We start from the raw sequence: 25,565 nt of genomic DNA, 5'->3' as shown, positions 1-25,565 counted from the left end.
GCCGACGTCGTGGTGCGTCGGCGGCTCGGCGGCCGGTTATTCGCGGATCATCCGCCCGCGGTCGAACTCGTGCCCACCCCACACACCGGACTGTCCGGTGTCGGCGGCGAACTCGGCACAGGCCGACCGGATCGGGCAGCTCGCGCAGATGCCGCGCGCGTAGTCGAAGTCCTGTGACGGGTACGGGAACCAGGCCTCGTGATTGGGATCACCGCGGCACGCGGCCCGATGCCACCCTCGGGCGTCCGAGAGCGGGAGCAGGTCGGCGAGCGTGAGCTCGGCACCGGTCGGTGATGTTCGGACGGTCATGGATCCTTACTCCTTTCTCGGTTCTCAGGTGCTCGCCAGCTGCTTCCAGATCTGGCGTTGCCGCTTGGCCAGCGGATCGGGCGCCTTCGGCTGCCACAGCAGCCGCATGCCCGCTTCCTCCGGCGTCCGGTCGGCCTTGAGCGTGTTGCACGGCGCGCACGCCGCGATCAGGTTGCTCCAGGTGTTGGGGCCACCGCGGCTGCGCGGACGGATGTGGTCGACGGTGCGCGCGCAGCCCGCGCAGTAGCCACATCGGTGCCCGTCGCGCCGCAGCACGGCCGCCAGGGTGGCGCGGCTCTCGTCGTGCACCCGGGCGGTGTGCTCGATGTAGACGTAGCGCAGCAGTCGAATGGTCTCCGGGAGGGCGATCTCCATGTTCCGTGACCGGATCGGGAAGTGCGGCTCCCGGTCGGCGACGGATTCGGCGGCGCCGCTGATCAACAGCACGACCGCGCGCTCGGCGGCGACCTCGTCGAGCGCCTCGTAGGAGGCGTTCAATACGAGGACGCCGCTGTGTATCCAGTTGTCGGCGGTCAACGCCGCCGGGCCGACGGCACGTCGGAACATCATGGGGCTCACCATGTTTCGTGGAGAAAGTGGAAGATTCAGCGAAGCGCGGCGCCGTCTGGTTCGCGGCGCTCTGTTGTCGAGTTCGCGCAGCGATCGGGCGGTTCCTCGCGGAACCGGAGCGTCAGCGGTCGGCCGAGAGGTGGCTCGCCGCGACGTCGTCGCCGCCGCGCATGGGCTGTCCGCTCTCGATAATCGAGAACCGCTGTACGGCTTTGCTTTCCGCCGAATACGCGATCTTCGGATGCACGGGCCACCTCCTCCTTCCAGGTACTCGCCTGATCGCCCCGTCGGTTGGGGCGATCATCGTGGAATCACATGGTGGCACAGGGAACCCGCGTTTGTCGGGTCATTTTTTCGCGGGTGCGGGACGCCTCAGGCGGCGTGCAGGGCGGCCGCGCCGAAGGACACGTTGAACCGGTCGCACCAGATCGAGACGCTGGTGAGAGAGGTGAGGTCGACATCGGCCGGAATGGCGTAGTTCTGGCTGCCCTTGTTGCCCTTCAGCTGCCCCAGATCGACGTGGCGGCCGTCGTCGAAGACGCCCCAGCCCGCCCTGCCTTCCAGCACAGGGGCGTCGGTGAGCCAGACGTGCAGATCCGGTCCGTCGGAGGTGTCCAGGTCTTCGACCCGCAGCACCCGGCTGCCGTCGGCCAGTCGCAGGACGCTCACCGTGCCCGACGTGCCGTGTTCATGGGAAATGAATGTCCCCGTGGCGAGCGTGCGCGGCTGCCCCCCGGTATCGATCCCCGGCATCCCGCCGGGCTGCGCCGCGGTCGGGACCGCCTCGTTCACGGTGGTGTCGGTGACGAGCCGCCAAGGCTGGAACAGCGCGAGCGCCGCGCCGAGACCGACTATGACGAGCGCTGTGAGCACCCAGGCGATCGGGGATCGAGCGATCTTGCGCACGGACACCATGGTTTTCCTTCCCGCGGGCGAAGCACGTCGCTGTTCCATCATCACCGAACACGAGGGAATCGTTCACGCGGTTCAGTCGAGCGGGGTGTGTCCGAGCAGAACATGGCCGCTGAAGAGAATCTGCTTGGCGCGCGGCAGCGGGTGGAACAAGCAGCCGTGCACGTCGCGATAACGCATCTCGAGTTCGCTGGAGCGCGAGTAGCCGACGCCGCCGACCGTCTCGATGGCGAGCCGCACGGTCTCGATCAGAGCGTCCGCGGCGACCGTCTTGCGGCTGAGGGTGCGGGCCGCGTAGGCGTCGGTGTTGCCGAACTCCAGGTTCGCCGAGCCGCTGAACATGGCCTCGACCAGATCGGCCGCGGTGGTGTGGGCGTTGGCCAGCTCGCCGACGAGCTGCACGATGTGCGGATCGCCGCGACCGGACACCACGGCCAGCGCGGTGTCGACGGCGCCGTCGGCGATGCCGAGGTAGGCGGCGAGGACGAGCGGCATCGCCGCGCCGATCACCACGTTCAGCAGGGGCGGCCAGACGTCGGCGGGCCGGATCAGCGAGATGGCGGCGTCGGGGACGAACACGCCGTCCAGTACCACCGTGTGCGAACCGGTCGCGCGCAAACCCAAAGTGTCCCAAGTCTTTTCGATGCGGATGCCGGGCGCGCTCAGCGGCACCGCGCAGTGCAGCACCTGCGGGCCGTCCGGGCCTTCGTCGTAACGGACGCTGGTGACCAGCACGGTGCCGATCTCGCAGCCGCTGGCGGGCGCTTTGCGCGCGTGCACCAGATAGCCGCCGTCGACCCGCTCGGCGCGGCCGTTGGAGCCGACCCAGTCCGACGCCCCGGTGCTGACCAGCAGCGCACCGCCGACCACCTTCTGGAACAGCGGCGTGGCGTCGGCGCCGTGCTTGTGCCGCCAGACTTGGGTGGCGACCAAGTGCGCGTGCATGGCGAAGGCCACCGCGGTGGACGGGTCGTGGCGGCCGAGTTCGCGCAGCACCTCGCCCATGTCGCGGTGCGTCGCGCCGCCCCCGCCGTACTCGGCGGGTACCAGGGCGGCCGACAGGCCGGTGTCACGCAACAGGTCGAAGGCGGGTGCGGAGATCTCGCCGCTGCGGTCGCGGTCGGCGACCTCGGCGCGCAGTGTCTCGCCGACCGAGCGGGCGCGCTCGATCCAGTCGGTGGTGGTCATTGCGGGGATAGCGGTAGTGGTCATGTTTCGAAGCTACGAAGCCACGCGATAACCGAATAGTGCAGAAAGTGGACTCCTCCAGTCCACGAAATGGACCACGAGAACGCGAGGTGTGGTGTGACGACAGCGACGGCGAGCTACGGCCAGTACTGCCCGGTCTCCCGGGCACTCGACCTGTTGGGTGAGCGCTGGTCGCTGCTCATCCTGCGCGACCTGCTCCTCGGAACCACCCGCTTCAACGACCTGGCTCGCGGCCTGCCGGGCCTGTCGCGCACCCTGCTCACCAAACGGCTGCGCCAGTTCGAGCGGGCCGGGTTGGTCGAGAAGCTGGGCGGCCGATATCTGCTCACCGAGGCGGGACGGGAACTCGAGCCGATCCTGTTCGGCCTCGGCGCTTGGGGCGCGCGCTGGACCTTCGGCGAACCCGACCCGGACGAGCTCGACGCCGATCTGCTCGTCTGGTGGATGCACACCCGCGTCGACACCTCCTCGTTTCCCGGGCCGCGGCAGGTGCTCGCGGTGCGGTTCACCGACGACCCGCGCCGCTACTGGATCGTCGTCGAACGCGGCGCGCCCTCGGTGTGCGTCACCGACCCCGGTTATCCGGTGGACGTCACCATTCGCTCCGACGTCGGCTCGCTCTACCAGGTGTGGCTGGGCCGGATCCCGGTTCTGCACGCCCTGCGCACCGGCCGCCTCGAATTCATCGGCCCCTCCGCCCTCACGCGCCGGATGCCGACCGTGCTGCAACTGAGTCCCGTCGCGCCGTATTCGGATTCGCGACCCGAGCTGACCTCGATGTCGGCCTGAACGGACCGCGTCCGTAGCGACGGCTACCGGATTGAGGTGCACTAAGGATTCCGCGCGATATCGATCCGGATGGAGTCGCTGTCCTCGAGGACGAACACCCGGTCGCGCTTGGCTTGCCACTGCTGCGGGAGCAGGTAGTACCGGTCCGAAGTGCGTGCGAGCAGCCACAGTCCGCTGTACACGTATCGGTATCTGCCGTTGGGTTCGGTCAGCTCGCCGACCTGGGCGCCCGAGCCCTCGATACCGAGGCGGTCGACACTGAAGACGACGATGGCGGGGCGATCGACGAACCGCACCGCCTCCTGGTGCACGGCGTCGTCGTGTCCCTTGCGTTCGGCGAAGGCGGCGACGGCCCAGACATAGCCGATCATGGCGACGGCGACGAGGGCGATGGTTCTGACCTGCATGACGGTGCGAGGCGGCCGTCGCACACCCAGCACGGTCGGGTATCGCCACCGCAACCAGCTCGCGTAGCCGATCATCGCCGCGCCCGCGATCAGCAGGAACGGCGCCTCGACTGAGAGCGGCGCGGCGAACGGCGTCGGGACGTAGACCAAGACGGCGACCGCCACGATCAGCAGCGTGCCGGCCAGGGCGAAGGCGCGGACCCACCATCTCAGGGTGTCGCGTGGCCGCCCGCTGGCGAGCGCGTGCCAGGCCGGGAGCCGCCGCGCGGCGAGCAATACGAGTATTGCGAGCAGCGTGGCGAGCAGGGGCACGAACATCGTTCCGACACTGAACAGCACATAGTCCTGTGTCGAAAACCCGAGCGTTCCAGCAGGCACGCCGAAGTATCCGAAGAAGGCGCGGCTGTACGCCCAGCCGAAGTAGTAGAGAACACCGGTGAGGAACGCGACCTGCGAGGCAAGGGCGCCGAGCAGTGGAAGCAGCGCGAACGCGCGCTCATCATTCGCGTTCGTCACTGGGTGGGCGGGTTCGTGGGCTCGACTGGTGTGGTCGACTCATCGGGAGCAGCCGTCTCGCCGGTTTCCGGCGGCGGCGCGATGAGGCTCGGCGTCGTCGTAGGCGGTCCGACCGTCGAGATGGCCGTTGTCGGTCGAGTGACGGGGGTGGCGGTCTTCGGCAGCAACCCCGTGTGCGTCGGCACGGGTGTGGGCGGGGTGCCGGTCGTGGGCGGCGCTGTCGAAGACGCGCCGGTTGTCACGGTCGGTCTCGGCGCGTCGGACTCACTGCCGCCACACCCCGTCGCGAGGAGGGCCAGTGCCAGCGACGCAGCGATGCAAAAACCGTTACGCACGATCGGAAATCCCCTCGCCGTCCGACCCATAACCTGCACCGAAATTGTGGCACGGGTCTTCGCCGGGCGGAACCGATCGCCGAGACTGGCGCCCCGCAGGGACCACGCCACGACGGTCCCGGCGCAGGCATCCGTCTACAAGTTCCCCACGACATGTTCCAACCGCCGCGCGACCAACTCCCGCGCCTGCTCCCGCAGCGCGGGCCGGTACCCACTCGGGTACACCGGATCACCGGGCGCGTAGTTCTTCAGCACCTCCTTCGCGAGGGTGATCTTGTGCACCTCGGTCGGCCCATCGGCGATCGCCATGACCTCGGCGTAGTTCATCATGTCCACGAACGGCAGGTCCTCGCTGACGCCGAGGGCGCCGTGCAGGTGCAGTGCGCGCTGGGCGATGTCGTGCATGACCTTGGGCATGGCCACCTTGATGGCGGCGATGTCCTTGCGCACCTTCAGATAGTCCTGCTCCTTGTCGATGCGCCACGCGGTGCGCAGCACGAGCAGCCGGAACTGCTCCATCTCGATCCAGCTGTCGGCGATGCGTTCCTGGGTCATCTGCAAGCCACCGAGGGGACCCTTGCGCATCTGCCGCGAGACCGCGCGTTCGCACATCATGTCGAAGGCCTTGCGCACCAAGGCGACCGTGCGCATGGCGTGGCGCACCCGGCCGCCGCCGAGCCGAGTCTGGGCGACGACGAAGCCCTGGCCTTCGGCGCCGAGCAGGTGGTCGGCGGGGACTCGCACGTCGGTGAAGCGTAGGTGGCCCTCGTGCTCGCTGAAGCCGTGCACGTGGAAGTTCTTGACGATCTCCAGGCCGGGAGCGTCGGCGGGCACGATGAACATCGACATGCCCTGGTAGGGGCTGACATCCGGGTTGGTGACGACCATGACGATGTGGAAGCTGGCGAACTGCGCGTTGGAATTGAACCACTTCTCGCCGTTGATCACCCAGTGGTCGCCGTCGCGCACCGCACGGGTACGGAACAGCGTCGGGTCCGAGCCGCCGGTGGGCTCGGTCATCACGTAACAGGAGCCGATCTCACCGGCCAGCAGCGGCTCCAGGTACTGCGCCTTCTGCTCCGGGGTGCCGTAGTGCGCGAGGATCTCCGCGTTGCCGGAATCCGGTGCTTGGCAACCGAATACCGACGGCGCCCAGACCGAGGTGCCGAGCACCTCGTTGAGCAGCGCCAGCTTCATCTGCCCGTATCCCTGGCCGCCGAGTTCGGGGCCGAGGTGACAGGCCCACAAGCCTTGTTCCTCGACCTTCTTCTTCAGCGGCCGCATCAGTGCCATAACCTCGGTGTTGCCGCGGTCGTAGGGATTCGGGTAGAGCAGATCGAGCGGCTCCACCTCGGTGCGGACGAATTCCGCCGCCCAGTCCAGCTTCTTCTGGAACTCCGGATCGGTTTCGAAATCCCAAGCCATGATCAGCCTTTCGTGTGGTTGTCGGTCACGATGCCGTCGAGGACGGTGGCGGCGAGGATGTCGGCGATCGCATCGGGGGAGTGGCCGCCGTGCGGGCGGTACCAGAGGGTCACGGTGTTCAGCATGCCGAGCACACCGTTGGTGACCACGTGGTCGGCGGTGCGCAACAAGCCCGCGGCGTGTCCAGCGTCGAGTGTCAGCTGCCAGTGCAGCTGGATCCGGTCCCGTAGTTCTTGTAGTTGCGCGGCGCGGTCACCGGTGAGCGAACCCACGTCGCGCAGCTGGATGGTGACCTCGCGGCGGTGCTCGACGATCCGGCCGACGTGGCTGTGAATCAGCTTGCGCAGCTTGGTGACCGGGTCGTCGTCACCGCTGGTGACGTGTTCGGCGTCGGCGAGCATGAGTTCGGTGTAGTCGCGCAGGATCTGCCAGAGCAGTTCTTCCTTGGACCCGATGTGGTAGTACAGCGCACCACGCTGCACGTCCGCGCGATCACCGATCTCGGCGACCCCGGTGCCGTGAAAACCCTTCTCCGCGAACAGTTCCACGGCGGCGCGGACGATGCGCTCGCGGGTGTCGCCCGCCGACGATTCCGAGGCGGGCGGACGGCCTCGGCGACGCGCGGGGGCGATGTCGTTCATTGCCACGGATCCAGGACGATCTTGCAGACCTTGTCGTCGCGATCGGCGAACATGCGGTAGGCGTCGGGCCCTTGCGACATCGGCAAACGATGTGAGACAACCGCTTCCGGACGCAGTCTGCCCGCCGCGGTCAGCTTCAGCAGCGCGGGCAGCTCGTACTGGATGGAGCACAGCCCGATGTGGAATTCCAGCTCCTTGACCTGTGCGAGCGGCATGTGGAACGGGTAGGCCCGATTCTGGCTGACGCCGACCACGCTGACCCGGCCCCGATGGCCGACCACGCTGATCGCCAGCTTGATCGTGGCATCGGCGCCGACCGCCTCGAGCGCCACATCGGCTCCACCGCCGAGCATCTCGCGTACGGCCGTCTTCGGGTCGTCGGACTCGACGGGCTCCGCGCCGAGCTCGGCCGCCCTGGCGCGCCGGTCCGCGACCAGGTCGACGCCGAGTACCCGGGCCGCGCCCATGGCGAACGCGGCCTGCACCGCCATCAGCCCGACCGGGCCCAACCCGATCACCACCACCGTGTCGCCCGGCGCGATGCGCGCCCGCCGGGCGGCGTACCAGGCGGTCGGCGCGTTGTCGGTCAGCACGATGGCGGCCTCGTCGGCGATCGCGTCGGGCAGCCGCACCAGATTGCCGCCCGCGTGCGGCACCGCGAGCAGCTGCGCCTGCGCCCCCGGCAGCGAACCGCCCAGCCCGTAACACGCGTCGACCGGCAGCGGCTGCCGCTCGCACGCCGCCACGACTCCCGCCCTGCAGTTGCCGCAGCGGTCGCACCCCGCCGACGCGGCCACGAGCACCCGGTCGCCGACCGAGAGACCGCGCGCCTGCGGGCCGAGCTCGACGATCTCGCCGACCGCTTCGTGCCCGACCCCGTAGCCGGTGCCGGGCGTGAATCCGTGGCCCGCGTAGATGTGCAGATCGCTGCCGCAGACGCCCGCCGCGGTGACCCGCACGATCGCCCCGTCCGGCCCCGGCAGCACCGGGTCGTCCAGCTCGACGAACGAGATCGCTTGCGGACCGGCGTAGGTGAGCGCCTTCATGAAAACCTCCTGCTGATGGCGGTCGTGCCGCCGGACCTCGCCAACCGCGGTCCAGTGCGAGCGTGGCTCCGGTGCGCAACGACGACGCGTCGGTGGCGAAGTGCAGTGCGGCGCCGCCGATCGCGTTCACCCGGACCTTCGGTCGCCTTCTGGTCGAAGAAATGTTCCGATCAGTACATTAAATGCGCCGGGCGCTAGGATCAAGAGGTTGTTCGGCCGACCGCCGACATCGTGAGACGCGCCGATCGATCCACCCCGATCTACGGCGTGGCGAAATACTTTGGGCTGCCGAGGCGTTCATCCGACGCGCTCGGTCGGCGCTGGCCCTCCGCAGGGATTGGGCCTACCGACGGGTAACATGAGACCGTCTTTTCCACCCGGCTTTCTCAGAAGTGAGGCAGTAGATGACAGAGCGGATTCAGGTCGGCGGGCTCCAGGTGGCCAGCGTTCTCCACGAGTTCGTCGAGAACGAGGCGCTTCCCGGTACCGGCGTAGATTCCGCCGCGTTCTGGGCCGGCGCCGAGCAGGTGATCAACGATCTCGCTCCGCGTAACCGCGCCCTGCTGGCCGAGCGCGACGAGATCCAGGGCAAGCTCGACGCCTGGCACGCCGAGAACCCGGGCGCGAACTACGACAAGACCGCCTACAAGAACTTCCTGGCCGAGATCGGCTACCTGCGCCCCGAGCCCGCCGACTTCCAGATCGAGACCCAGAACGTGGACGCCGAGATCGCGTCGACGGCCGGTCCGCAGCTGGTGGTTCCGGTGATGAACGCGCGCTTCGCGATCAACGCCGCCAACGCGCGCTGGGGTTCGCTCTACGACGCGCTCTACGGCACCGACGCCATCTCCGAGGCCAACGGCGCGGAGAAGGGCACCGGCTACAACAAGGTGCGCGGCGACAAGGTCATCGAGTGGGCGCGCAACTTCCTCGACGACTCCGTCACCCTGATCACCGGCTCGCACATCGGCTCGACCTCCTACAAGATCGTCGACGGCGAGCTGGAGGTCGGCCTGGAGGACGGCACCGAGATCGGTCTGGCCGACCCCTCGCAGCTGGTCGGCTACCTCGGTGACCCGGCCTCGCCCACCTCGGTGCTGCTGAAGCACAACGGCCTGCACATCGAGATCCAGATCGACCCGAGCTCGCCGATCGGCAGCACCGACACGGCGGGCGTCAAGGACGTCGTGCTGGAGTCCGCGGTCACCACGATCATGGACTTCGAGGACTCGGTCGCGGCGGTCGACGCCGAGGACAAGGTGCTCTGCTACCACAACTGGCTCGGCCTGATGACGGGCAAGCTGTCCGAAGAGGTCGCCAAGGGCGGCAAGACCTTCACCCGCACCATGAACCCGGACCGCGTCTACACCGCGCTGGACGGTTCGGAGCTGGTGCTGCACGGTCGTTCGCTGCTGTTCGTGCGCAACGTCGGCCACCTGATGACCTCCGACGCCATCCTCGACAAGGACGGCAACGAGGTGCCCGAGGGCATCATGGACGGCCTGATCACCTCGCTGATCGCCAAGCACTCGCTCAACGGCGACACCGAGCTGAAGAACAGCCGCACCGGCTCGGTCTACATCGTGAAGCCGAAGATGCACGGCCCGGACGAGGTCGCCTTCACCAACGAGCTGTTCGGCCGCGTCGAGGACGTCATCGGCCTGGACCGCAACACGCTCAAGGTCGGCATCATGGACGAGGAGCGCCGCACCACGGTGAACCTGAAGGCCTGCATCCAGGCCGCCAAGGAGCGGGTGGTGTTCATCAACACCGGCTTCCTCGACCGCACCGGCGACGAGATCCACACCTCCATGGAGGCCGGGCCGATGGTCCGCAAGGCCGATATGAAGGCCCAGCAGTGGATCTTGTCGTACGAGGACTGGAACGTCGACACCGGTCTGGTCGCGGGTCTGCCCGGCAAGGCGCAGATCGGCAAGGGCATGTGGGCCATGCCGGACCTGATGGCCGACATGCTGGTCCAGAAGGTCGGCCACCCGAAGGCGGGCGCCAACACCGCGTGGGTGCCCTCGCCGACCGCCGCCACCCTGCACGCCACCCACTACCACCTGGTGGACGTGTTCAAGCGGCAGGCCGAGATCGCCAAGGGCGGTCCGCGCGCCACCGTCGACCAGATCCTGGAGATCCCGCTCGCCGCGGAGCCGAACTGGTCCGCGGAGGAGAAGCAGCAGGAGCTGGACAACAACTCGCAGTCCATCCTCGGCTACGTGGTGCGCTGGATCGACCAGGGCGTCGGCTGCTCCAAGGTGCCCGACATCAAGGATGTCGCGCTGATGGAAGACCGTGCGACCCTGCGTATCTCGAGCCAGCTGATGGCGAACTGGCTGCGCCACGGCATTGTCACCGCCGACGAGGTGGTGGCCAGCCTGGAGCGGATGGCTCCGGTCGTCGACCGGCAGAACGCGGGCGACCCGAACTACCGCCCGATGGCCACCGACTTCGCGGGCAGCATCGCCTTCCAGGCCGCCAAGGAGCTGATCCTCGAGGGCACCAAGCAGCCCAACGGCTACACCGAACCGATCCTGCACCGCCGCCGCCGCGAGGCCAAGGCGCTGGCTTGCGTGTAATGCGCTGAACGACGAACGAATCCCCCGGTCGACCGAGTCGACCGGGGGATTCGTCGTTGCGGGGCGGGTGGCGCTCGCGGGCCTTCGCGTGACGGAATGCGGCGTTCGCCCGGCAGTGGCCTCAGCGAGCGCCGATTCCCTTCAGGAGCTTCAGCGAGACCGTCAGGAGAGCGGCCCAGGCTCGATGGGAGACGCCCGTCGGCGGGGTGAAGCCTTGAATGCGTTGGTGGGCAACCGTTTGCGGCTCGGTGTATTTGAGGATGCCGTCGGCGCCGTGGCGGCGACCGAGTCCCGAGTCGCCCATGCCGCCCATCGGTGCGTCGACGCTGCCCCACGCGGCGGCGAAGGCGTCGTTGACGTTGACCGTGCCCGCGTGCAAACGGGCGGCGACAGCCCTGCCTTTGGCGCCGTCGCGGGTCCAGACGCTGGCATTGAGACCGTATGGCGTGGCGTTGGCCCGGGCGATCGCGTCGTCGAGGTCTCGGTACGGGTAGATCGAGACGACCGGGCCGAAGGTCTCGTGGTCGTAGAGCGTCATGTCGGGGGTGATGTCGGTGAGGATCGTCGGTTCGTAGAACAGGGGACCGAGATCCGGTCGCGCCTTGCCGCCCGCGAGGACGGTCGCGCCCTTGGCGACGGCGTCCTCGACGTGCGCGGTGACCGTCTCCAATTGGGCCGCGTTGGTCAGGCTTCCGACATCGCGGCTGAAGTCGTAGGCGGCGCCGATCTGCAGCTTCCGGGTGCGGGCGACGAACACGGCGACGAAGTCGTCGCGAATGGTGTCGGCCACGTACATGCGCTCGATGGAAACGCACAGCTGGCCGGTCGAGGGAAAGCACGCGGCGATCGCGCCGTCGGCGGCGCGATCGATGTCGGCGTCGTCGAGGACGAGCATGGCGTTCTTGCCGCCGAGTTCCAGGGAGGCGCCGATGAGACGTTGCCCGGCGTCGCGAGCGATCTGTCGTCCGCTGGCGGTGGAGCCGGTGAACATCATGTAGTCGGCGTTGCCCATCAGCGACCCGCCGATGGAGCTGCCTCGCCCGACCACCATCTGCCACACACCGGGCGGCAAGCCCGCCTCGTGCATCAGGTCGAGTGCCCACAGCGCGGTGAGGGCGGTCTGGGTGTCGGGCTTCTGCACGACGGCGTTGCCCGCCATGAGCGCCGGGATGGCGTCGCCCGCGGCCATGCTCAGGGGGTAGTTCCACGGTGAGATGACCGCGACGACGCCCTTGGGGTGGCGCAGTTCGGTGGTGTGGGTCAGCAGCGGGATCGCGCCGCGACGGCGTTTGGGCGCAAGGAGTTTCGCCGCGCTGCGCGCGTAGTACCGGGCGGTGATCGCGATGTCGGTCACTTCGAGGAACGCGTCGCGGCGAGTCTTGCCGCTTTCGGCCTGCATCAGGTCCAGGACCTCGTTCTGCCGGTCGAGCAGGAGGTCGTGGAAACGCAGCATGATCTGCTGCCGCTCACGCATGGACGTGGCGGCCCAGGCCGCCTGGGCGTGGCGGGCCCGCTGGAACGCGGTTTCGACGTCCGCGGGCGTCGAGACGGGCAGGTCGGCCAGTGGGGCGCCGGTGTAGGGGGCGTTGGTGGTGACCCGTTCGGCGTCCGCGGTGGCGGTGACTCGTGCGGCCAGACGTTCGATCAGGGCCGAGGTCAGTGATGCGGGCAGGCCCGAGCCTCGGGCCAGAGTGGGTGTGTGATCGGTGGGCATAGCAGGGCTCCTCAATTCCGGCTCCGGATCGAGGTCGGGACCGGCATGTGCAGGGCGAGTTGGCCTTCGGTGGTGACGTCGAGGCGAACGGTCTTGATCGGTTGGAGCGATCGCAGGTCCTCGGCCATGCGACCCTGTCCGATCTCGAGGTCGATCTTGCGTGGGAAGCGGGTGGTTCCGGCCGAGAGCACGTTGATCTGGCTCAGGGTGGAGTGCCAGGCGCCGTCGATCGTGGTGTAGGAGGTGAGTGAGGAGACGTGTTCGCCGGTCGGGTGGGCGGTCTGGGCGGGGGTGGCCACCGACAGCGACAGGTCGGTTCCGCCGGCGTCGTTGGTCACCCGGGCGGTGGTGCGGTCGGTGTCGATGTCGACATCGATGTCGGTGACCCACTTGGGGAAGCCGTAGCCGTCGTGGCCGCGCACCTGGGCGATGTCGGTGCTGACCGTCAGCGACAGCACATAGGAGTGCAGGTGGTCGTTGGCCAGGCCGGTGGCCAGGTCGAAGAATCCCAGGCGTCCGTGCCGTGCCGGTCGCACGGCGATGCCGACGGCAGCTTCGGTGTAGAAGTCGATGTCGCACACCTCGTAGCGGAAGAACATCACCGAGACCAGCCCGAACCCGGGCGCGACCTCGAGCGGCGCCAGCTCCTCGGGCAGGCGCGACCGGATCGCCCGCGAGCGGGCCAGCATCGTCAGCCGCGCGGTGGAGATGCGGTAGTAGAAGTTCGGGGTCAGTGTGGCGCCGATGCGCGAGTCGACCTTCGTCTTGGGCAGCCGTCGGAAGAAGTCCACGCTACTGACCCGGGGATCGCGGGCGACTTCGTCGAGGTCGGTGTTCATCCGGTACCGGTCGTACAGGCCGCCTTTCGGAACGGTGACCACGTGGCCGCCCAAGTCGACCACGACTGTTTCCTGGTAGGTCGATGGCATTGATGAAGCTCCTCGCTCATATGTGTACAGTGCTAACATCAGGCTAATCACGAATGTGAACACTGTCAACACTGGTCGCGGGCTGCAGTGTGGCTCACTTCGCGGACTGGGCGCCGACGTCGGCGCCCAGCCGTTCGGCCAGTTGCTCCGAGGACTGTGGATTCTGGCCGGTGTACAGATTTCGGTCGACCACGATGTGGGGCCGCAGCGGAATCAGCGCTTTGGAGTATTCGACGCCCGCTTGCTTCAACCGGTGGGCCGGCAGTGCGCCGGAGGTCTTGTGTTCAGAGCACCGCCGCGCTCGGGTTTTCGATCTCCTGTCGCTCCTTCGACGCGAGCCATCGTGCGTAGCGCCGCAGCGCGCGACCCTGCACCAGCTGGTCCGCGAGCAGCGCGAACGCCGGGTGGACACCGAGTGCGGGATTGCTCCCGGCGGCCATTCGGCGCATCTGATAGCGGACGCGCGCCATTTCGGCGAGCGAGGCGAGCGACTTGTCCGACCAGGTCACCGGCTTCAGGCTCCCGGTCGCCGCCGAACCCTCACGCCAACGGTTCGGTAGATCCGGGGTAGCCGCGAGCGCCGTTCCCATGCCGATCACCGCGACATTGTTCGCCAGTACGCGTTCGGCGGTTTCGCGGCGGGAGATCCCGCCGGTCAGCATCAGGGGCAGCGCGCTGGTTCGGGCCAATTCGGTGGCCAGTTCCAGGAAATACGCCTCCCGGGCCGCGGTGCGTCCGTCGGCGGGGCGACCGTTCATGGCGGGGCTTTCGTAGCTGCCGCCGGACACTTCGACCAGATCGACGCCGAGCGTCGCGACCATGCCGATCACCTTGTGCGCGTCGTCGGCGTCGAAGCCGCCCCGCTGGAAGTCCGCGGAGTTCAGTTTCACCGCGACGGCGAAACTCGACGACACCGCGGCGCGGATGGCGCGCACGATATCGAGCAGCAGCCGCGCGCGGTTCTCGAGCGAGCCGCCCCATTCGTCGGTGCGATTGTTGACCAGCGGAGAAAGGAACTGCGACAGCAGATAGCCGTGCGCGGCATGCGCTTCCACACCGTCGAACCCGGCCTGCTCGGCCCGTCGCGCGGTGGTGGCGAAGCGCGTGATGGTGGCGGCGATCTGTTCGGGGGTCATCGCGATGGGTCGCCCGAATCGCTTGGAGTGGCGGCCTAGGTCGACCGCGATGTCCGACGGTCCCCACACGACTCCTGGCATGTTCGCCTGGACCTGGCGACCGGGGTGGCTGATCTGCATCCACATGGCCGCACCGGCGGCCTTGCCCGCCCGCGCCCATGCCGCGAACGGCTCCAGCGGCGTCTCGGCGTCGAGGACGATGCCGCCCGGACCGGTCAGCGCTTCGGCGTGCACCATCACGTTGCCCGTGATCAACAAGCCCGCGCCACCGGCGCCCCACCGTCGATACAGCGAGATCAGGCGCGCGTCCGGCAGTTGCGCCCGTCCTGCCATGCCCTCTTCCATGGCCGCTTTCGCGATCCGGTTCGGCAATACCTGGCCGGATCGCAGCTGGAGCGGTGAGAACAACTCGTCTCCCGCGGAACCCCTCGCCATGGGGGTCTCCCTTCGGTCAGTAATGTTTACATCGTTCACATCGTGGGCGTGGCGCTAACATTAAGAGGTGCATGTAAGCGCTGTCAACTCTTGTTAGGTTGTAGCCATGGCAACGTCGACCACGTCGTATCACCACGGCGATCTACCCAACGCGCTGGTGCGCGCCGCCGTGGAGCTCCTCGAGGAAGGCGGCGCGACCGAGTTGTCGCTCCGCGCGGCAGCCCGGCGCGCCGGTGTGTCCACCGCGGCGCCGTATCGGCACTTCGCCGACCGCAATGCCCTGTTGTCCGCCGTCGCGGCGGTGGGCTACCGGGAACTGGCCGCGTATCTGGCCGCGGCGCATCCCGAACCGGCCACGAAAGAAGGGCTCGCCGCCACCGCGATCGCCTACGTCCAGTTCGCGCTGACACGGCCGGGGCTGTTCCGGGTGATGTTCGCCGAGGGTTGTGATCCGACCAGCTCCGAGCGGGTTGCCGCGGTGGAGGCGATCAACGAGTACCTCAAAGCCATTGTGCGGCAAGCCTTTCCCACTGCCGATATCGACGGGATGGCAACGGCGGTGTGGGCCCTTGTGCACGGTCTCGCCTTCCTGCACATGGACGGCAAGTTCGAGGCCGCGCCCGCCGAGGCGGTTGCCGATCGGGTCCGCACGGCGGTCTACGCGGTACTCGGGCCCCGGGTCGGTTGATGGCCACCCGGGGTGCGGCGGCTCGGACGGCGTGCCGGGTCAGGGCTCGCGAACCGTGAGCACCACCTTGCCGACGGTCTCGGCGGAGTCCAGCAACGGGTGCGCCTCGGCGACATCGGTGATGGGGACTTCGGCGGAAACGACCGGCACGACCGTTCCTTCGGAGATCAACGGCCACAATTGCTTGCGCAGTTCGGCGATGATCTCGGCCTTCGAGCCCGGCCCGCGCTCCGGACGGCGACGCAGGTTCGTCGCGTGAACGGAGCCTCGTTTGCTCAGCAGCACGCCGAGATTCAGTTCCGCGGTCGCGCCGCCCTGTAGTCCGATGATCGTCAGGTGGCCGTCCTCGGCCAGTGCCCGCACATTCTTGTCCAGGTAACTTCCGCCCATGATGTCGAGAATTACGTCCGCGCCTCGATATTCGGTGGTCATGACATCCACGAAATCCTGTTCGCGGTAATTGATCAGTGTGCTCGCTCCCAGTTCCCGGCTGCGCTCCAACTTGAATTGCGATCCCGCCGTCACCGCTACGTGAGCGCCGAGCGCTCGGCCGACTTGAATCGCGTGCGTGCCGATTCCGCTGCCGCCGCCGTGAATCAGCAGGGTGTGTCCGCTGCGCAGGCCTGCCGTCATCACCAGATTCGACCAGACCGTTGCGGCGGTCTCGGGCAGCGCCGCCGCGGCGGTCATGCTCACGCCCTCGGGCACTGGAAGCAGTTGGGTGGCGGGCACGTTCACCCGTTCGGCGTAGCCGCCGCCTGCCAACAGTGCGCACACCGCATCGCCGGACTGCCAATCCGTCACGCCCGCACCGACTTCGGCGACGAAACCGGAAATCTCCAGGCCGAGGATGTCGCTCGCGCCGGGCGGCGGCGGGTAGAGGCCGTAGCGTTGCATGACGTCGGCGCGATTCACCCCCGCGGCCACCACGTCGATGGCCACCTCGCCCGGACCGGGCGCGGGCAGCTCGCCCACCGGGGTCCACTTCATGACCTCCGGTCCACCGAAGCTGTCCAGCGTCACCGCATACATCTCGAATTTCCCTTCCGTCGACAATCATGTGTGCATCGCTTACATTGCCTTAGTGTAAGCGGTGTCAACATGAAGGCTATCGATGTCACTGCCCTGGCGGCGGCTTCGGCGTCGGGTAATCACGGGTCGTCGACGGATGCCCTGCGACCGGGCGAATAAACGACCGAACGCCGCTCACCTCGAATTTCCGTGGCATCTCGGCCGACGTGGAATACTTCTGCTGGCTGGCAGCTCCGCGTTCCCCAATCGGCAACCGAATGGAGGATCGATGAGTGATCTCGGTCAAGTCTTCTACTGGATCAAGCCTGACGGACGCATGCAGTGGGCCCGTCACGACGGAACATCGGATGGTACGAACGGCTGGACGGGGCTCGGCGGAGGATTGAACATCGGCTCCGGCTGGGATGCCTACAGTTCCGTTTTCTGCGGTGGGGCGCAGGGAATCCTCTACGCGATCACGCCCGCGGGGGAGATGCACTGGTACAGCCACGATGGGTTCAAAGACGGTGCCGCGGCCTGGACGGCCGGGGATGGCGGTCTTTTGGTCGGTAGCGGTTGGAACGCGTATGTCCAGGTTTTCGCGGGCGGCAGGCGGGCGGTGGCGGGGCAGCCCAATGGTTTCGTCATCTACGGGATCACGCCCGAGGGTGATTTGCATTGGCATCGCCACGACGGGTGGACGGATAGGTCACCGGCGTGGACCGGGGGCGACGGCGGTCGGCACGTCGGCGGGGGATGGGACGTGTATCCGAGGGTGTTCTCGGTCGGTGGCGGCATCATCTACGGGATCACCGCCGATGGTGAGATGGATTGGCACCGCCATGACGGCTGGACCGACGGATCGCCTGTCTGGACCGCGGGTGAGGGTGGTCGACGGGTAGGTAGCGGCTGGAATGCGTACAGCCGGGTGTTCGGCTCCTACGACGGCAGCGGCCAGATCTACGGCATCGAGGGACACGACGACCTGGAGTGGCATCGACACGACGGTTGGCAAGCCGGGGAGCCGAGCTGGACCGCAGGCGACGGCGGCAAGAAAGTCGGCGGCGGATTCCGTGACGTCGTCTTCCCCGGACCCATGATCGCGCTCTCCTGAGACTCCGTCGATCACTGGCCTGTCCGAGGCGACCAGTCATTCGGATGCCTTGTCCAGTACCCGCACCGGCTCAGCGAAATCGCTTGCCGCCAGGGAGCGCTCGCTCCCGGAGCAGGTGGCCAGTCCGACGTCATCGGATTCGGTGCCGGTCTATGACGGCGTGTTGGCCTTCACCCATTCACGAAGCGTCTCGTGGCGGAATTGATAGGCGTCACCGGACACGCTCAGCAGGCCGCCGCGCCGCGCCCACTCGAGAAAACGAGCGGGACGGTCGGGAAAGGATTCATCGATCGAGAACAGCACCGCGGCGGTGAGATAGCGCCCAGTGGCGACCCCGTACACCATGACGACGACCAGCCCGAAATACCCGGCCGTGTACAGCGGCGCGAGGAGGCTGCCATCGGGCTCGCCGCCGAGTCGGTCCGCCGACGCGAAGCCGGCCCATATCGCCACCGCGACGAGTGCGCCGATGACCGCCGCGGCCGTCGTGTCATCGCGGACGAGGCGAGTCTCGTGCATGATCAACTTGCCCTTGTCCGCACTGTCCACCGACAACACCCGCACCAGCGCGTAGGCCAGACACCCTGGAAGAGCGAGCGCCACCAGCACCACCGCTTCGACAGCGGTGATGTCGGCGAACACCGCGAACACACCACACACCACCATCACGATGATCGCGAGCCAGGTCGGCTCCCATAGCCGGGACAGTGCATGCCGCCACCACGATCGTCCCGGTATCCGCCATGCCAGCCGACGTCCCTCGACATCCGGCAGCCAACCGACGGGAATCGCAATCACCAGAGGGAATGCGAGCCCCAGCCAGGACCACCACCCCTCGTCCAGCCAAGACGGCTCCTCATCGACCGCGACCAGAAACGACGGAAGCAAGCCGAGAAGCGCTACCAGTCCACAGACGAGTCCGTAGAGGGCGCGACAGCGGACCGGTCCAGCCAGCTCCCACACCTCGTCGAGCCGTATCGTGGTTCCGTCGCCTCCGGTGGCGCCGCGCTCATCTAGACGCCGCGCGAGAGTCGCCAGCCATCGAGTGACCTTGTCGACGTCGTAGTGCTCATACGGTCCGTCGCGATCTCTGCCGTCCACGGCCGCGGGTATCTGCTCGGCGAGCAGTCTGGCGCGAACGTCGTCGGCTTCGGTGCTCCGCGCGAGCCGGGAGGCGATCTCCGGGTCGTGCCGCTGGGCGGTGTCGGCAAGAGCGAGCATCCAAGGGGTTCGCAACGCGGTCGCCAACGGCCCGGTGGACTCCCGTTCGACCTGGCCGATCACTTCGCTCCACGCGTCGTCGGCCACGTCGTCATCCGTCTGCCGCTGCTTCAGGTAACCGATGATCTGTTCGTGGCTGAACGATCCCATCGTGATCGTGGCCGCGCCGACGAGGCGAGCGCCGCCGGGCTGCTGGCGCAGTTCCTCGAAATCCTCTGTGCGACACAGCACCACCAGCGGCCGATGCCGCCACGGCACCTCATTGATCCGGGCCAGCGCCGCGTGCGCGGCCTCGACGGATTCCATCTCGTCGAGTCCGTCGACCAGGGGCAGGATGAGACCGGCATCGACCAGAGCTTTCGCCACGCGCCGGTGCAGCCGATAGTCCGAGCCGAGCCGTTCGGCCAGCCACCGCGAGAACAATTGCTCGCCGTTCCACCCGGCGGCGTTGACGCGCACCGGAACCGGCTCCGCCGCTCGGGCCGCGTCACCGAGTTCCCGGCGGCGATCGAGTAGCCCGAGAACCAGGTGGGTCGCCGCGACGGTCTTACCGCTGCCCGCCTCGCCGAGCAGCAACACCCGCCGAACCCGCAGTCCCTGTACACATTCGGTGATCCGCGCCACCGCCACCGGCGTGGTGTCGGTCTTCGTTCGCACGGTGATCTCGACGGCCAAGTTGGGATCCGTTGGGCCCGCCCGCAATTGATCCCGCAGTGCGGTCTCCCGCCGCCGGACGTCGTCGGCCAGTTCGTCGGCGTACCCGGCCAGCGACGAGTGGGAAACACTCGGTCTGATCCACCTCCACGCGGGGCGAGCCGCGCTCACGCCGAGCCGCACGACAGCGCCCTCCGCACCGGTTGTCACGACGTGATCGTCCCACCTGCAGCCCAGCTTCGCAGCCACATCGGCTGTGGGTGCGTGCGGCGCGCCGGGCGTCGGATTCGCCGCATGCGACCGGGGTTCTGCCGGACGAGCGAGAACGCCTGAACCCCAGCCGACCTGCGGCTGACGTGACTGTCGTGAGGTGGGATAGGTTGGCGGCCATGAGGAGTCGCGATGAGGTCACGCACCGAATCGATCAGGTGTTCGCGGGCTCGCGGCCGCTCACCGAGGACGAACTCGCACCGCCGAGCATCGACGCGCCGTACGTCATCGCGCATTTCTACGGCCGCACGCGGGCGGACATCGACCGCGAGAGCTTTATGCCCGGCCTGCACATGGAAGACTTCGCGTACATGACCGCGCAGGCCGTCGAATACTACCTCCCGGCGGTGCTGAAGCTGATGCTGATCGAACCGTACGACTTCGAGCTCTGGATCCACCTCAGCGGCTTTCTCCGCGGTGCGCGACGCGACGACGAGACGACCCTGCGCGGCCTCCGCCCCGCGCAGCACGCGGCGATCGCGGACCTCCTCGAGCTCTTGTCCCGCGAGATCGACGAGATGATCGGATTCGATCGCAAGGACGCCGTGCAGCTGGCGCGGCTCTATCGGCAGCTCGCGGACGCCGCGACGTAGCCGATGCCGCCGGATCAGCGTTGAAGCTGAGAGCCGCAGAGCTGTAACGGCTTTCGATCTGCTTCGAGAGATCGTCAACAGCGTCTCTTCCGAATGTTACAGTGATTTCACTAACGCAACTGCTGTGGTAACAACGGTTGCCGGTGACCCGACAAATCGGTCATGACTCTCAATCGCAAGCAGCTGCAACAGTTTTCGGCCCGTGTCGGTGTGATAGCAGCGGTGACCGCCGCCGGGGCGGTCGGGCTCGCGGCGCCGTCTTCCGCCATTCCGCACGAACCAGGCGCTCCGTTCACGCCGACCCTGACGCGCCTGGTTCCGACCAGCTGCTCCGCGATCATCGACGCGGTCACCGTGCCGCAGGAGCAGTCCGGCACGTTCGGCGTGCGGGTGAAGGTCACCCAGACCGGGGAGGCCTGCGCGGACTGGAAGGTCGCCGTGCGCTTCAAGAACCTGGATACCGGGTACGCGGACGGGCAGCAGCACCGCGTCGTGAACGGTGTCGTCCAACACACGGTGGACGGCGTGATCGTCGGATTCGGCACGGCGCCGGGCGTCGGCCGGGTGGAGGCGCGGATCGTCGCGCTGGACTCGAACGACAGGGAGATGGAGCAGATCTCGGGTACGGCGACGTTCACCCTGAGCTGAGCACGCGTGCCGTGTTCGGTGATCGCTGGAACGGCACACTCGGCGGTCGATCGCTCTGCGCGATCGACCGCCGTGGCGCAGTTCCCAGCCGCTTTTCCAGTGGGACCCGGAGGCTGTCGAGCTCGAAGGGCCCGACTGCTGGCCGCAGGTCGAGAAGCTCGATCTGGCGCGCCTGACCGCACGCCGAAGCATCGGCCAGCCGTACGATGCGCGAGAAGTGTCTTCTGCGCCCGTCCGGGCACGGTTGCGTTGCGCCGAAGACCCTTGTGCACCTGTCGAACAAGAGGAAGAGAGCCCGTGGCACAGGCGACCTGGCTGCAAGCGGTGAGCAGCGATGAGATCCACGCACTCCGGCAGGATCCGACCAGCATCAACAGACTCGACAAGCCCGGCCACTACCGCACCCACTACGCCGCCGCGCTCAATTACTTCCTCACCGGGGAGGCTTGGCCCGGCCCCGAGGACCACGAGCTGTGGTCCGTGGTCGGCGGCGCCGACAGCATCGCCTGCTCGACGCTGGAGAACGGGGCTTTCTCCGTGGTGTCGCCGGATCAGGCGACCGAGCTCGCCGCACGTCTTGCCACGGTTGACGTGCTGGCCGTCGAAACCGCTGTCAGGCGAGCCGATTTCGACGAGTTGGTCGACGAGCACGAAATCTACGAACTGGAGCTGATCACACCCGAGGAAGGTCCGGGAATCATCGTCGCCGAACTCGAGGGACTCACTGCTTTCTATGCCAAGACCGCGGAGTCCAAGCTCGGGGTCGTGATGTACACGACCTGACTACGTGGGATGGCCGCTCGCCGACGCCTCGACCAAGCTGAGGCGCGCGGCGTCTCGATTGCCCTGGCTGCACAGCCTCTCACGGCGGCATCGAGCCCGATCCGGGTTCCTCTGGATCTGGTGGAGCGTTGGGCGCGGTGTCGCCGATAGCGCAGGATTGGCGCGTCTACGGCGGCGCCGGTTGCGAGCGCGGAAGCGGCCATCAGGAGACTCGCGGATGATGTGCGCCTCGGGGCGACCGGTCGCGGGCGCTCACAAGTCGGACCTAGCGGGCATCGACAGTCGCGGGGCCGCACAATGCTGAAGATGATGTGGTCGCGTGTGCTTCCGGGCGTGGAGCAGTTCCATGACTATCGGCGTGGCTGGCTGCGCGCTGACGTGCTGGCCGGGGTGACCGTGGCGGCGTATCTGGTGCCGCAGGTCATGGCGTATGCGACGGTGGCAGGACTGCCGCCGGTGGCCGGGCTGTGGGCGGTGCTGGGTCCGTTGGCGGTGTACGCGGTGGCCGGTACTTCTCGCCAGCTGTCGGTCGGGCCGGAATCGACGACCGCGCTGATGACCGCGGTCGCCCTTGCCCCGCTGGCAGGCGGGGATCCGAGCCGGTACGCGGCGCTGGCCGCGATCCTCGCGGTGCTGGTCGGGTGCGTGTGCCTGGCGGGTGCGCTGATCCGGTTGGGTGTGCTCGCGGATCTGTTGTCCAAACCCGTTCTGGTCGGGTATCTGGCCGGGACCGCCGGCATCATGATCGTCGGTCAGCTCGGCCGGGTCAGCGGTGTGCCGGTCGAAGGGAGCACGATCCCCGACCAAGTGCGTTCCTTCGCCGACAACCTCGAACAGTGGCAGTGGCCGACCGCCGCGCTGGCCGCCGGTGTGCTGGCCGGGCTGGGTCTGGCGGCGTGGCGGATGCCGCGACTGCCCGCACCGCTGTTGGCTGTGCTGGCCGCGACCGCGGTGGTCGCGGCGCTGTCGCTGCGACAACACGGCATCGCCACCGTCGGTGCGGTACCAGCGGGCATTCCGATCCCGGGTCTGGCGACGGTGGCGTGGGCCGATGTCGGGCAGCTGATCGCGCCGGCGATCGGGATCGCGGTGGTCGGCTTCTCCGACAACGCCTTGACCGCACGGGCTTTCGCGGCCCGCCACGGTCGCCATGTCGAGGCGAACACCGAGCTGGCGGCGCTCGGCGCGACCAACCTCGCCGCCGGGGTCTTGCACGGATTCCCGGTCAGCTGCAGCGGCAGCCGCACCACCATCGCCGACGCCATGCACGCGCGTACCCAGCTGTACTCGCTGACCGCGCTGATCGTGGTGCTGGCGGTGTTGTTCGGGGCAAGGGGAGTGCTCGCGGGCTTTCCGACCGCGGCACTCGGTGCACTGGTGATCTACGCTGCGCTGCGGTTGATCGACTGGCCGGAGTTCGCGCGTATCGGCCGCTTCCGGCGCAGCGAGCTGCTGCTGGCATTGGCCACTCTGGTCGCGGTATTGGCCTTCGGTGTGCTCTACGGGGTGCTGATCGCGGTCGCGTTGTCGATCTTCGATCTGCTGCGCCGGGTCGCACGCGCCCACGACGCGATCCTCGGATTCGTGCCCGGCATAGCGGGCATGCACGACATCGACGACTACCCGCAAGCCGAACCGGTTGCCGGACTGGTGATCTACCGCTACGACGCACCCTTGTGCTTCGCCAACGCCGAAGACTTCCGCCGCCGCGCGTTGGCCGCGGTCGACCAGCAGGCCGACCGCGACGGCGTGGCGGTGGATTGGTTCGTGCTCAATGCCGAAGCCAACGTCGAGGTCGACCTCACCGCGTTGGACGCGGTCGAGCAACTCCGCGACGAATTGACCCGCCGGGGAATCACTTTCGCGATGGCGCGGGTCAAACAAGACCTACGTGACGATCTCGACGCCGCGGGGCTCACCGACCGCATCGGCGTCGAGCACCTGTATCCGACCCTGCCGACCGCGATCGCCGCCTACGAGGCCACGCTGCCGACAACCCGAAAGCGCGTCCCCGCGTCGTCGTTGCCCGCTGTACGCAGTTCGGCCGAATCGGTCTCGGAATCGGCAACTCACCGCAGCGCCCACGAGCCTGGCGGCGCTCCGGGCGGCGGCCCACGAACGGATCCCGCACCCGATCGTGGCCCGGCGCCGCAGACGTAGCGAGCAAGCAACCGGTATGTGATGACAATGGTTGTGGCACAGAGTTTCACGGGCCATCGTTCTGGTACTGGCGATCTCGCTGTTGACGGCCGACATCGCCGGTGGCCTCACCTTGGCGTGATCGCGTTGAACCTTCGCGGTGTCGACCGGCGTGGTCGTCGGCGAGTGGCACGGTGTTCCACCGCGTTCGGCGCGGGTCAATGGTGAGCGCGCGGGCGGACGACGATGACGGGGCATTCGGCGCGGTGCAGGACGGCGTTGGGGACCGACCCGAGCGACATGCCGGGGAATCCGCCGCGGCCGTGGCTGCCGAGCACGATCAGCTGCGCGTCGGCGGCGGCTTGCAGCAGCCGGCGGGCGGGGCGGTCTTCGGTGACGATGCGGATGACCGGAACCTCGGGGTATTTGTCGCTGTATCCGGCGAGGTTTTCGGCGAGCAGCGCTTCGGCTTCGGTCTGCATCTCCGCGCGGGATTCGTAGCGGAAGAACTCCGACCAGGCGTGCACGGCGATCACTTCCGCGCCGCGCTGACTGGCTTCCTCGAAGGCCATCGCGACAGCGTGCGCGCTGCACGGCGAGCCGTCGACTCCGACGACGACCGGCTTTTGCGAGCGTTCGGATTTCGTTTCGGGGATGATCGCGACCGGTCCTGGGGCGTGCCGGACCAACGCGGTGCTCACCGAGCCGAGCAGGACCCGGCCGAACGCGCCGTGGCCATGCGTGCCGACGACGAGCAGGCGCGCCTCGGCGGCGCGGTCGCGCAGCACCGGCACCGGCGCGGCGTCGGCCAGGACCGGGGAGATTTCGACCGCGGCGATCGGCGCGGCCGCGGTCCGGGCGGTCTCGGTCGCCGTGGTGAGCAGATCATGTCCGGCGCGGCGCAAGGACTCGATGTCGAAGACCGGACCGGCCATCCCCGGACCGAAATCGATCGGCACGCCCAGGGCGTGAATCAGCTGCAGGGGAGATCGGTGGCGGGCGGCGTATTCGGCCGCCCAGCGCACGGCGGTGAGCGACTGGGCGGAGCCGTCGACTCCGACGACGACGGGCGGATTGGAGGTCGACATGTGCGTGTGCCTTTCTGTCCCCTGAAGATTGGGCGTGGCCAACTGTTTCAAGGCTAGGCAGCGGGTGCCCCGGTGCGCGCTGGTCGTTGGTCATCGACTGTCGGGACCAACGACCGCATCGCGCCGTCCTGACCACACCGTTTCCAGCGCACTCGCTTTGCCGCGGTCACATCCGGTGAGCCCCTCCACCCAGTGCCCGGCTACCGGCTGACGGTCCCCGTGCCATCGGTGGTGTCGTTGTCGACGAGTCTGATGCCGGAGACGAGTGTGGGTTCGATCTCGATCACTCCGTCCATGGGTGAGCCGATCCAGGGGTGGAGGGTTTGTTGGTAGTGGGTGGTGCGGGCGGGGTCGGTGATCGGTCGGGCGATTCCGGTGACGACCACCGACCAGCCGGT

At 67.9% G+C, this 25,565-nt stretch carries 23 protein-coding genes and 2 pseudogenes; 8 read left to right on the top strand and 17 right to left on the bottom strand.

Annotated features, from left to right (window positions below; translation table 11 throughout):
- Window positions 1-36: 36 nt before the first annotated feature.
- From ABZV58_RS25600 to ABZV58_RS25580, 5 genes are all read right to left on the bottom strand, one after another.
- A complete protein-coding gene (locus ABZV58_RS25600; RefSeq protein ID WP_355002699.1) occupies window positions 37-309 on the bottom strand; it encodes a WhiB family transcriptional regulator in 273 nt (90 codons plus the stop codon).
- 24 nt (window positions 310-333) lie between these two features.
- Complete coding sequence (locus ABZV58_RS25595; protein ID WP_355002698.1) at window positions 334-879, bottom strand: HNH endonuclease; 546 nt, start codon at window positions 877-879, stop codon at window positions 334-336.
- A 121-nt stretch (window positions 880-1,000) separates the two neighbouring features.
- Window positions 1,001-1,126, bottom strand: a complete 126-nt coding sequence (locus ABZV58_RS25590) for a hypothetical protein (RefSeq protein ID WP_355002697.1) — start codon at window positions 1,124-1,126, stop codon at window positions 1,001-1,003.
- Between the two features lie 125 nt (window positions 1,127-1,251).
- On the bottom strand, window positions 1,252-1,794 hold the full coding sequence (locus ABZV58_RS25585) for a DM13 domain-containing protein (RefSeq protein WP_355002696.1): 543 nt from the start codon (window positions 1,792-1,794) through the stop codon (window positions 1,252-1,254).
- Window positions 1,795-1,866: 72 nt separating this feature from the next.
- Complete coding sequence (locus tag ABZV58_RS25580) at window positions 1,867-3,003, bottom strand: acyl-CoA dehydrogenase family protein (protein WP_355002695.1); 1,137 nt, start codon at window positions 3,001-3,003, stop codon at window positions 1,867-1,869.
- 93 nt (window positions 3,004-3,096) lie between these two features.
- Between ABZV58_RS25580 and ABZV58_RS25575 the strand changes: the two genes are divergently transcribed.
- The gene (locus ABZV58_RS25575) at window positions 3,097-3,789 is read left to right on the top strand and encodes a winged helix-turn-helix transcriptional regulator (RefSeq protein ID WP_355002694.1); all 693 of its coding nucleotides are present in this window, start codon (window positions 3,097-3,099) and stop codon (window positions 3,787-3,789) included.
- A gap of 41 nt (window positions 3,790-3,830) precedes the next feature.
- On the opposite strand, the gene ABZV58_RS25570 is transcribed toward ABZV58_RS25575, so the two are convergent.
- From ABZV58_RS25570 to ABZV58_RS25555, 4 genes are all read right to left on the bottom strand, one after another.
- A complete protein-coding gene (locus ABZV58_RS25570; protein ID WP_355002693.1) occupies window positions 3,831-4,712 on the bottom strand; it encodes a hypothetical protein in 882 nt (293 codons plus the stop codon).
- Window positions 4,713-5,182: 470 nt separating this feature from the next.
- The gene (locus tag ABZV58_RS25565) at window positions 5,183-6,472 is read right to left on the bottom strand and encodes an acyl-CoA dehydrogenase family protein (protein WP_355002692.1); all 1,290 of its coding nucleotides are present in this window, start codon (window positions 6,470-6,472) and stop codon (window positions 5,183-5,185) included.
- Window positions 6,473-6,474: 2 nt separating this feature from the next.
- Window positions 6,475-7,113, bottom strand: a complete 639-nt coding sequence (locus ABZV58_RS25560) for a TetR/AcrR family transcriptional regulator (protein WP_355002691.1) — start codon at window positions 7,111-7,113, stop codon at window positions 6,475-6,477.
- The gene (locus tag ABZV58_RS25555) at window positions 7,110-8,159 is read right to left on the bottom strand and encodes an alcohol dehydrogenase catalytic domain-containing protein (RefSeq protein WP_355002690.1); all 1,050 of its coding nucleotides are present in this window, start codon (window positions 8,157-8,159) and stop codon (window positions 7,110-7,112) included. The genes ABZV58_RS25560 and ABZV58_RS25555 overlap by 4 nt, the downstream gene beginning before the upstream one ends.
- 404 nt (window positions 8,160-8,563) lie before the next feature.
- Between ABZV58_RS25555 and ABZV58_RS25550 the strand changes: the two genes are divergently transcribed.
- Window positions 8,564-10,744 carry a malate synthase G gene (locus tag ABZV58_RS25550; RefSeq protein WP_355002689.1) on the top strand — a complete coding sequence of 727 codons (2,181 nt, stop codon included), beginning with the start codon at window positions 8,564-8,566 and terminating at the stop codon, window positions 10,742-10,744.
- 121 nt (window positions 10,745-10,865) lie between these two features.
- Here ABZV58_RS25550 and ABZV58_RS25545 read toward each other — a convergent pair whose 3' ends face one another.
- The 4 genes and pseudogenes from ABZV58_RS25545 to ABZV58_RS25530 form a co-directional block, all read right to left on the bottom strand.
- A complete protein-coding gene (locus tag ABZV58_RS25545) occupies window positions 10,866-12,458 on the bottom strand; it encodes a succinic semialdehyde dehydrogenase (protein WP_355002688.1) in 1,593 nt (530 codons plus the stop codon).
- An 11-nt stretch (window positions 12,459-12,469) separates the two neighbouring features.
- On the bottom strand, window positions 12,470-13,387 hold the full coding sequence (locus ABZV58_RS25540; protein WP_355002687.1) for an acetoacetate decarboxylase family protein: 918 nt from the start codon (window positions 13,385-13,387) through the stop codon (window positions 12,470-12,472).
- A 94-nt stretch (window positions 13,388-13,481) separates the two neighbouring features.
- Window positions 13,482-13,640, bottom strand: a pseudogene (locus ABZV58_RS25535) (type 1 glutamine amidotransferase domain-containing protein); the annotation flags it as partial.
- Between the two features lie 31 nt (window positions 13,641-13,671).
- Window positions 13,672-14,958, bottom strand: coding sequence for an NADH:flavin oxidoreductase/NADH oxidase family protein (locus tag ABZV58_RS25530; protein WP_355002686.1), 1,287 nt, complete (start codon window positions 14,956-14,958; stop codon window positions 13,672-13,674).
- Between the two features lie 106 nt (window positions 14,959-15,064).
- Here ABZV58_RS25530 and ABZV58_RS25525 point away from each other — a divergent pair, with 106 nt between their 5' ends.
- On the top strand, window positions 15,065-15,646 hold the full coding sequence (locus ABZV58_RS25525; protein WP_355002685.1) for a TetR/AcrR family transcriptional regulator: 582 nt from the start codon (window positions 15,065-15,067) through the stop codon (window positions 15,644-15,646).
- A gap of 39 nt (window positions 15,647-15,685) precedes the next feature.
- On the opposite strand, the gene ABZV58_RS25520 is transcribed toward ABZV58_RS25525, so the two are convergent.
- A complete protein-coding gene (locus tag ABZV58_RS25520) occupies window positions 15,686-16,678 on the bottom strand; it encodes an NAD(P)H-quinone oxidoreductase (protein ID WP_355002684.1) in 993 nt (330 codons plus the stop codon).
- Between the two features lie 268 nt (window positions 16,679-16,946).
- On the opposite strand from ABZV58_RS25520, the gene ABZV58_RS25515 reads away from it, so the two are divergent.
- Window positions 16,947-17,771: a tachylectin-related carbohydrate-binding protein gene (locus ABZV58_RS25515; protein WP_355002683.1), complete on the top strand. Its 825-nt coding sequence runs from the start codon at window positions 16,947-16,949 to the stop codon at window positions 17,769-17,771.
- A gap of 150 nt (window positions 17,772-17,921) precedes the next feature.
- Here ABZV58_RS25515 and ABZV58_RS25510 read toward each other — a convergent pair whose 3' ends face one another.
- Window positions 17,922-19,856: a hypothetical protein gene (locus tag ABZV58_RS25510; RefSeq protein WP_355002682.1), complete on the bottom strand. Its 1,935-nt coding sequence runs from the start codon at window positions 19,854-19,856 to the stop codon at window positions 17,922-17,924.
- A 179-nt stretch (window positions 19,857-20,035) separates the two neighbouring features.
- Between ABZV58_RS25510 and ABZV58_RS25505 the strand changes: the two genes are divergently transcribed.
- The 4 genes from ABZV58_RS25505 (at window position 20,036) to sulP (ending at window position 24,100) form a co-directional block, all read left to right on the top strand.
- Window positions 20,036-20,509 carry a hypothetical protein gene (locus tag ABZV58_RS25505; RefSeq protein WP_355002681.1) on the top strand — a complete coding sequence of 158 codons (474 nt, stop codon included), beginning with the start codon at window positions 20,036-20,038 and terminating at the stop codon, window positions 20,507-20,509.
- Between the two features lie 162 nt (window positions 20,510-20,671).
- On the top strand, window positions 20,672-21,157 hold the full coding sequence (locus tag ABZV58_RS25500; protein ID WP_355002680.1) for a hypothetical protein: 486 nt from the start codon (window positions 20,672-20,674) through the stop codon (window positions 21,155-21,157).
- 297 nt (window positions 21,158-21,454) lie between these two features.
- Entirely contained in the window at window positions 21,455-21,940 is a 486-nt protein-coding gene (locus ABZV58_RS25495; protein ID WP_355002679.1) for a DUF1877 family protein, read from the top strand.
- A gap of 309 nt (window positions 21,941-22,249) precedes the next feature.
- Complete coding sequence (gene sulP, locus ABZV58_RS25490) at window positions 22,250-24,100, top strand: sulfate permease (RefSeq protein WP_355003083.1); 1,851 nt, start codon at window positions 22,250-22,252, stop codon at window positions 24,098-24,100.
- A gap of 197 nt (window positions 24,101-24,297) precedes the next feature.
- Here sulP and ABZV58_RS25485 read toward each other — a convergent pair whose 3' ends face one another.
- Together ABZV58_RS25485 and ABZV58_RS25480 are read right to left on the bottom strand one after the other, a co-directional pair.
- Window positions 24,298-25,167 carry a universal stress protein gene (locus ABZV58_RS25485; protein ID WP_355002678.1) on the bottom strand — a complete coding sequence of 290 codons (870 nt, stop codon included), beginning with the start codon at window positions 25,165-25,167 and terminating at the stop codon, window positions 24,298-24,300.
- A 200-nt stretch (window positions 25,168-25,367) separates the two neighbouring features.
- A pseudogene (locus ABZV58_RS25480) lies at window positions 25,368-25,565 on the bottom strand (pyridoxamine 5'-phosphate oxidase family protein); the annotation flags it as partial.

Origin of the sequence: Nocardia sp. NPDC004654, from assembly GCF_040609595.1 — a bacterium.
Taxonomy (GTDB): Bacteria; Actinomycetota; Actinomycetes; order Mycobacteriales; family Mycobacteriaceae; genus Nocardia.
The sequence above is the reverse complement of the archived record's forward strand: the minus strand, read 5'-3'. Positions and strand labels throughout refer to the sequence as shown.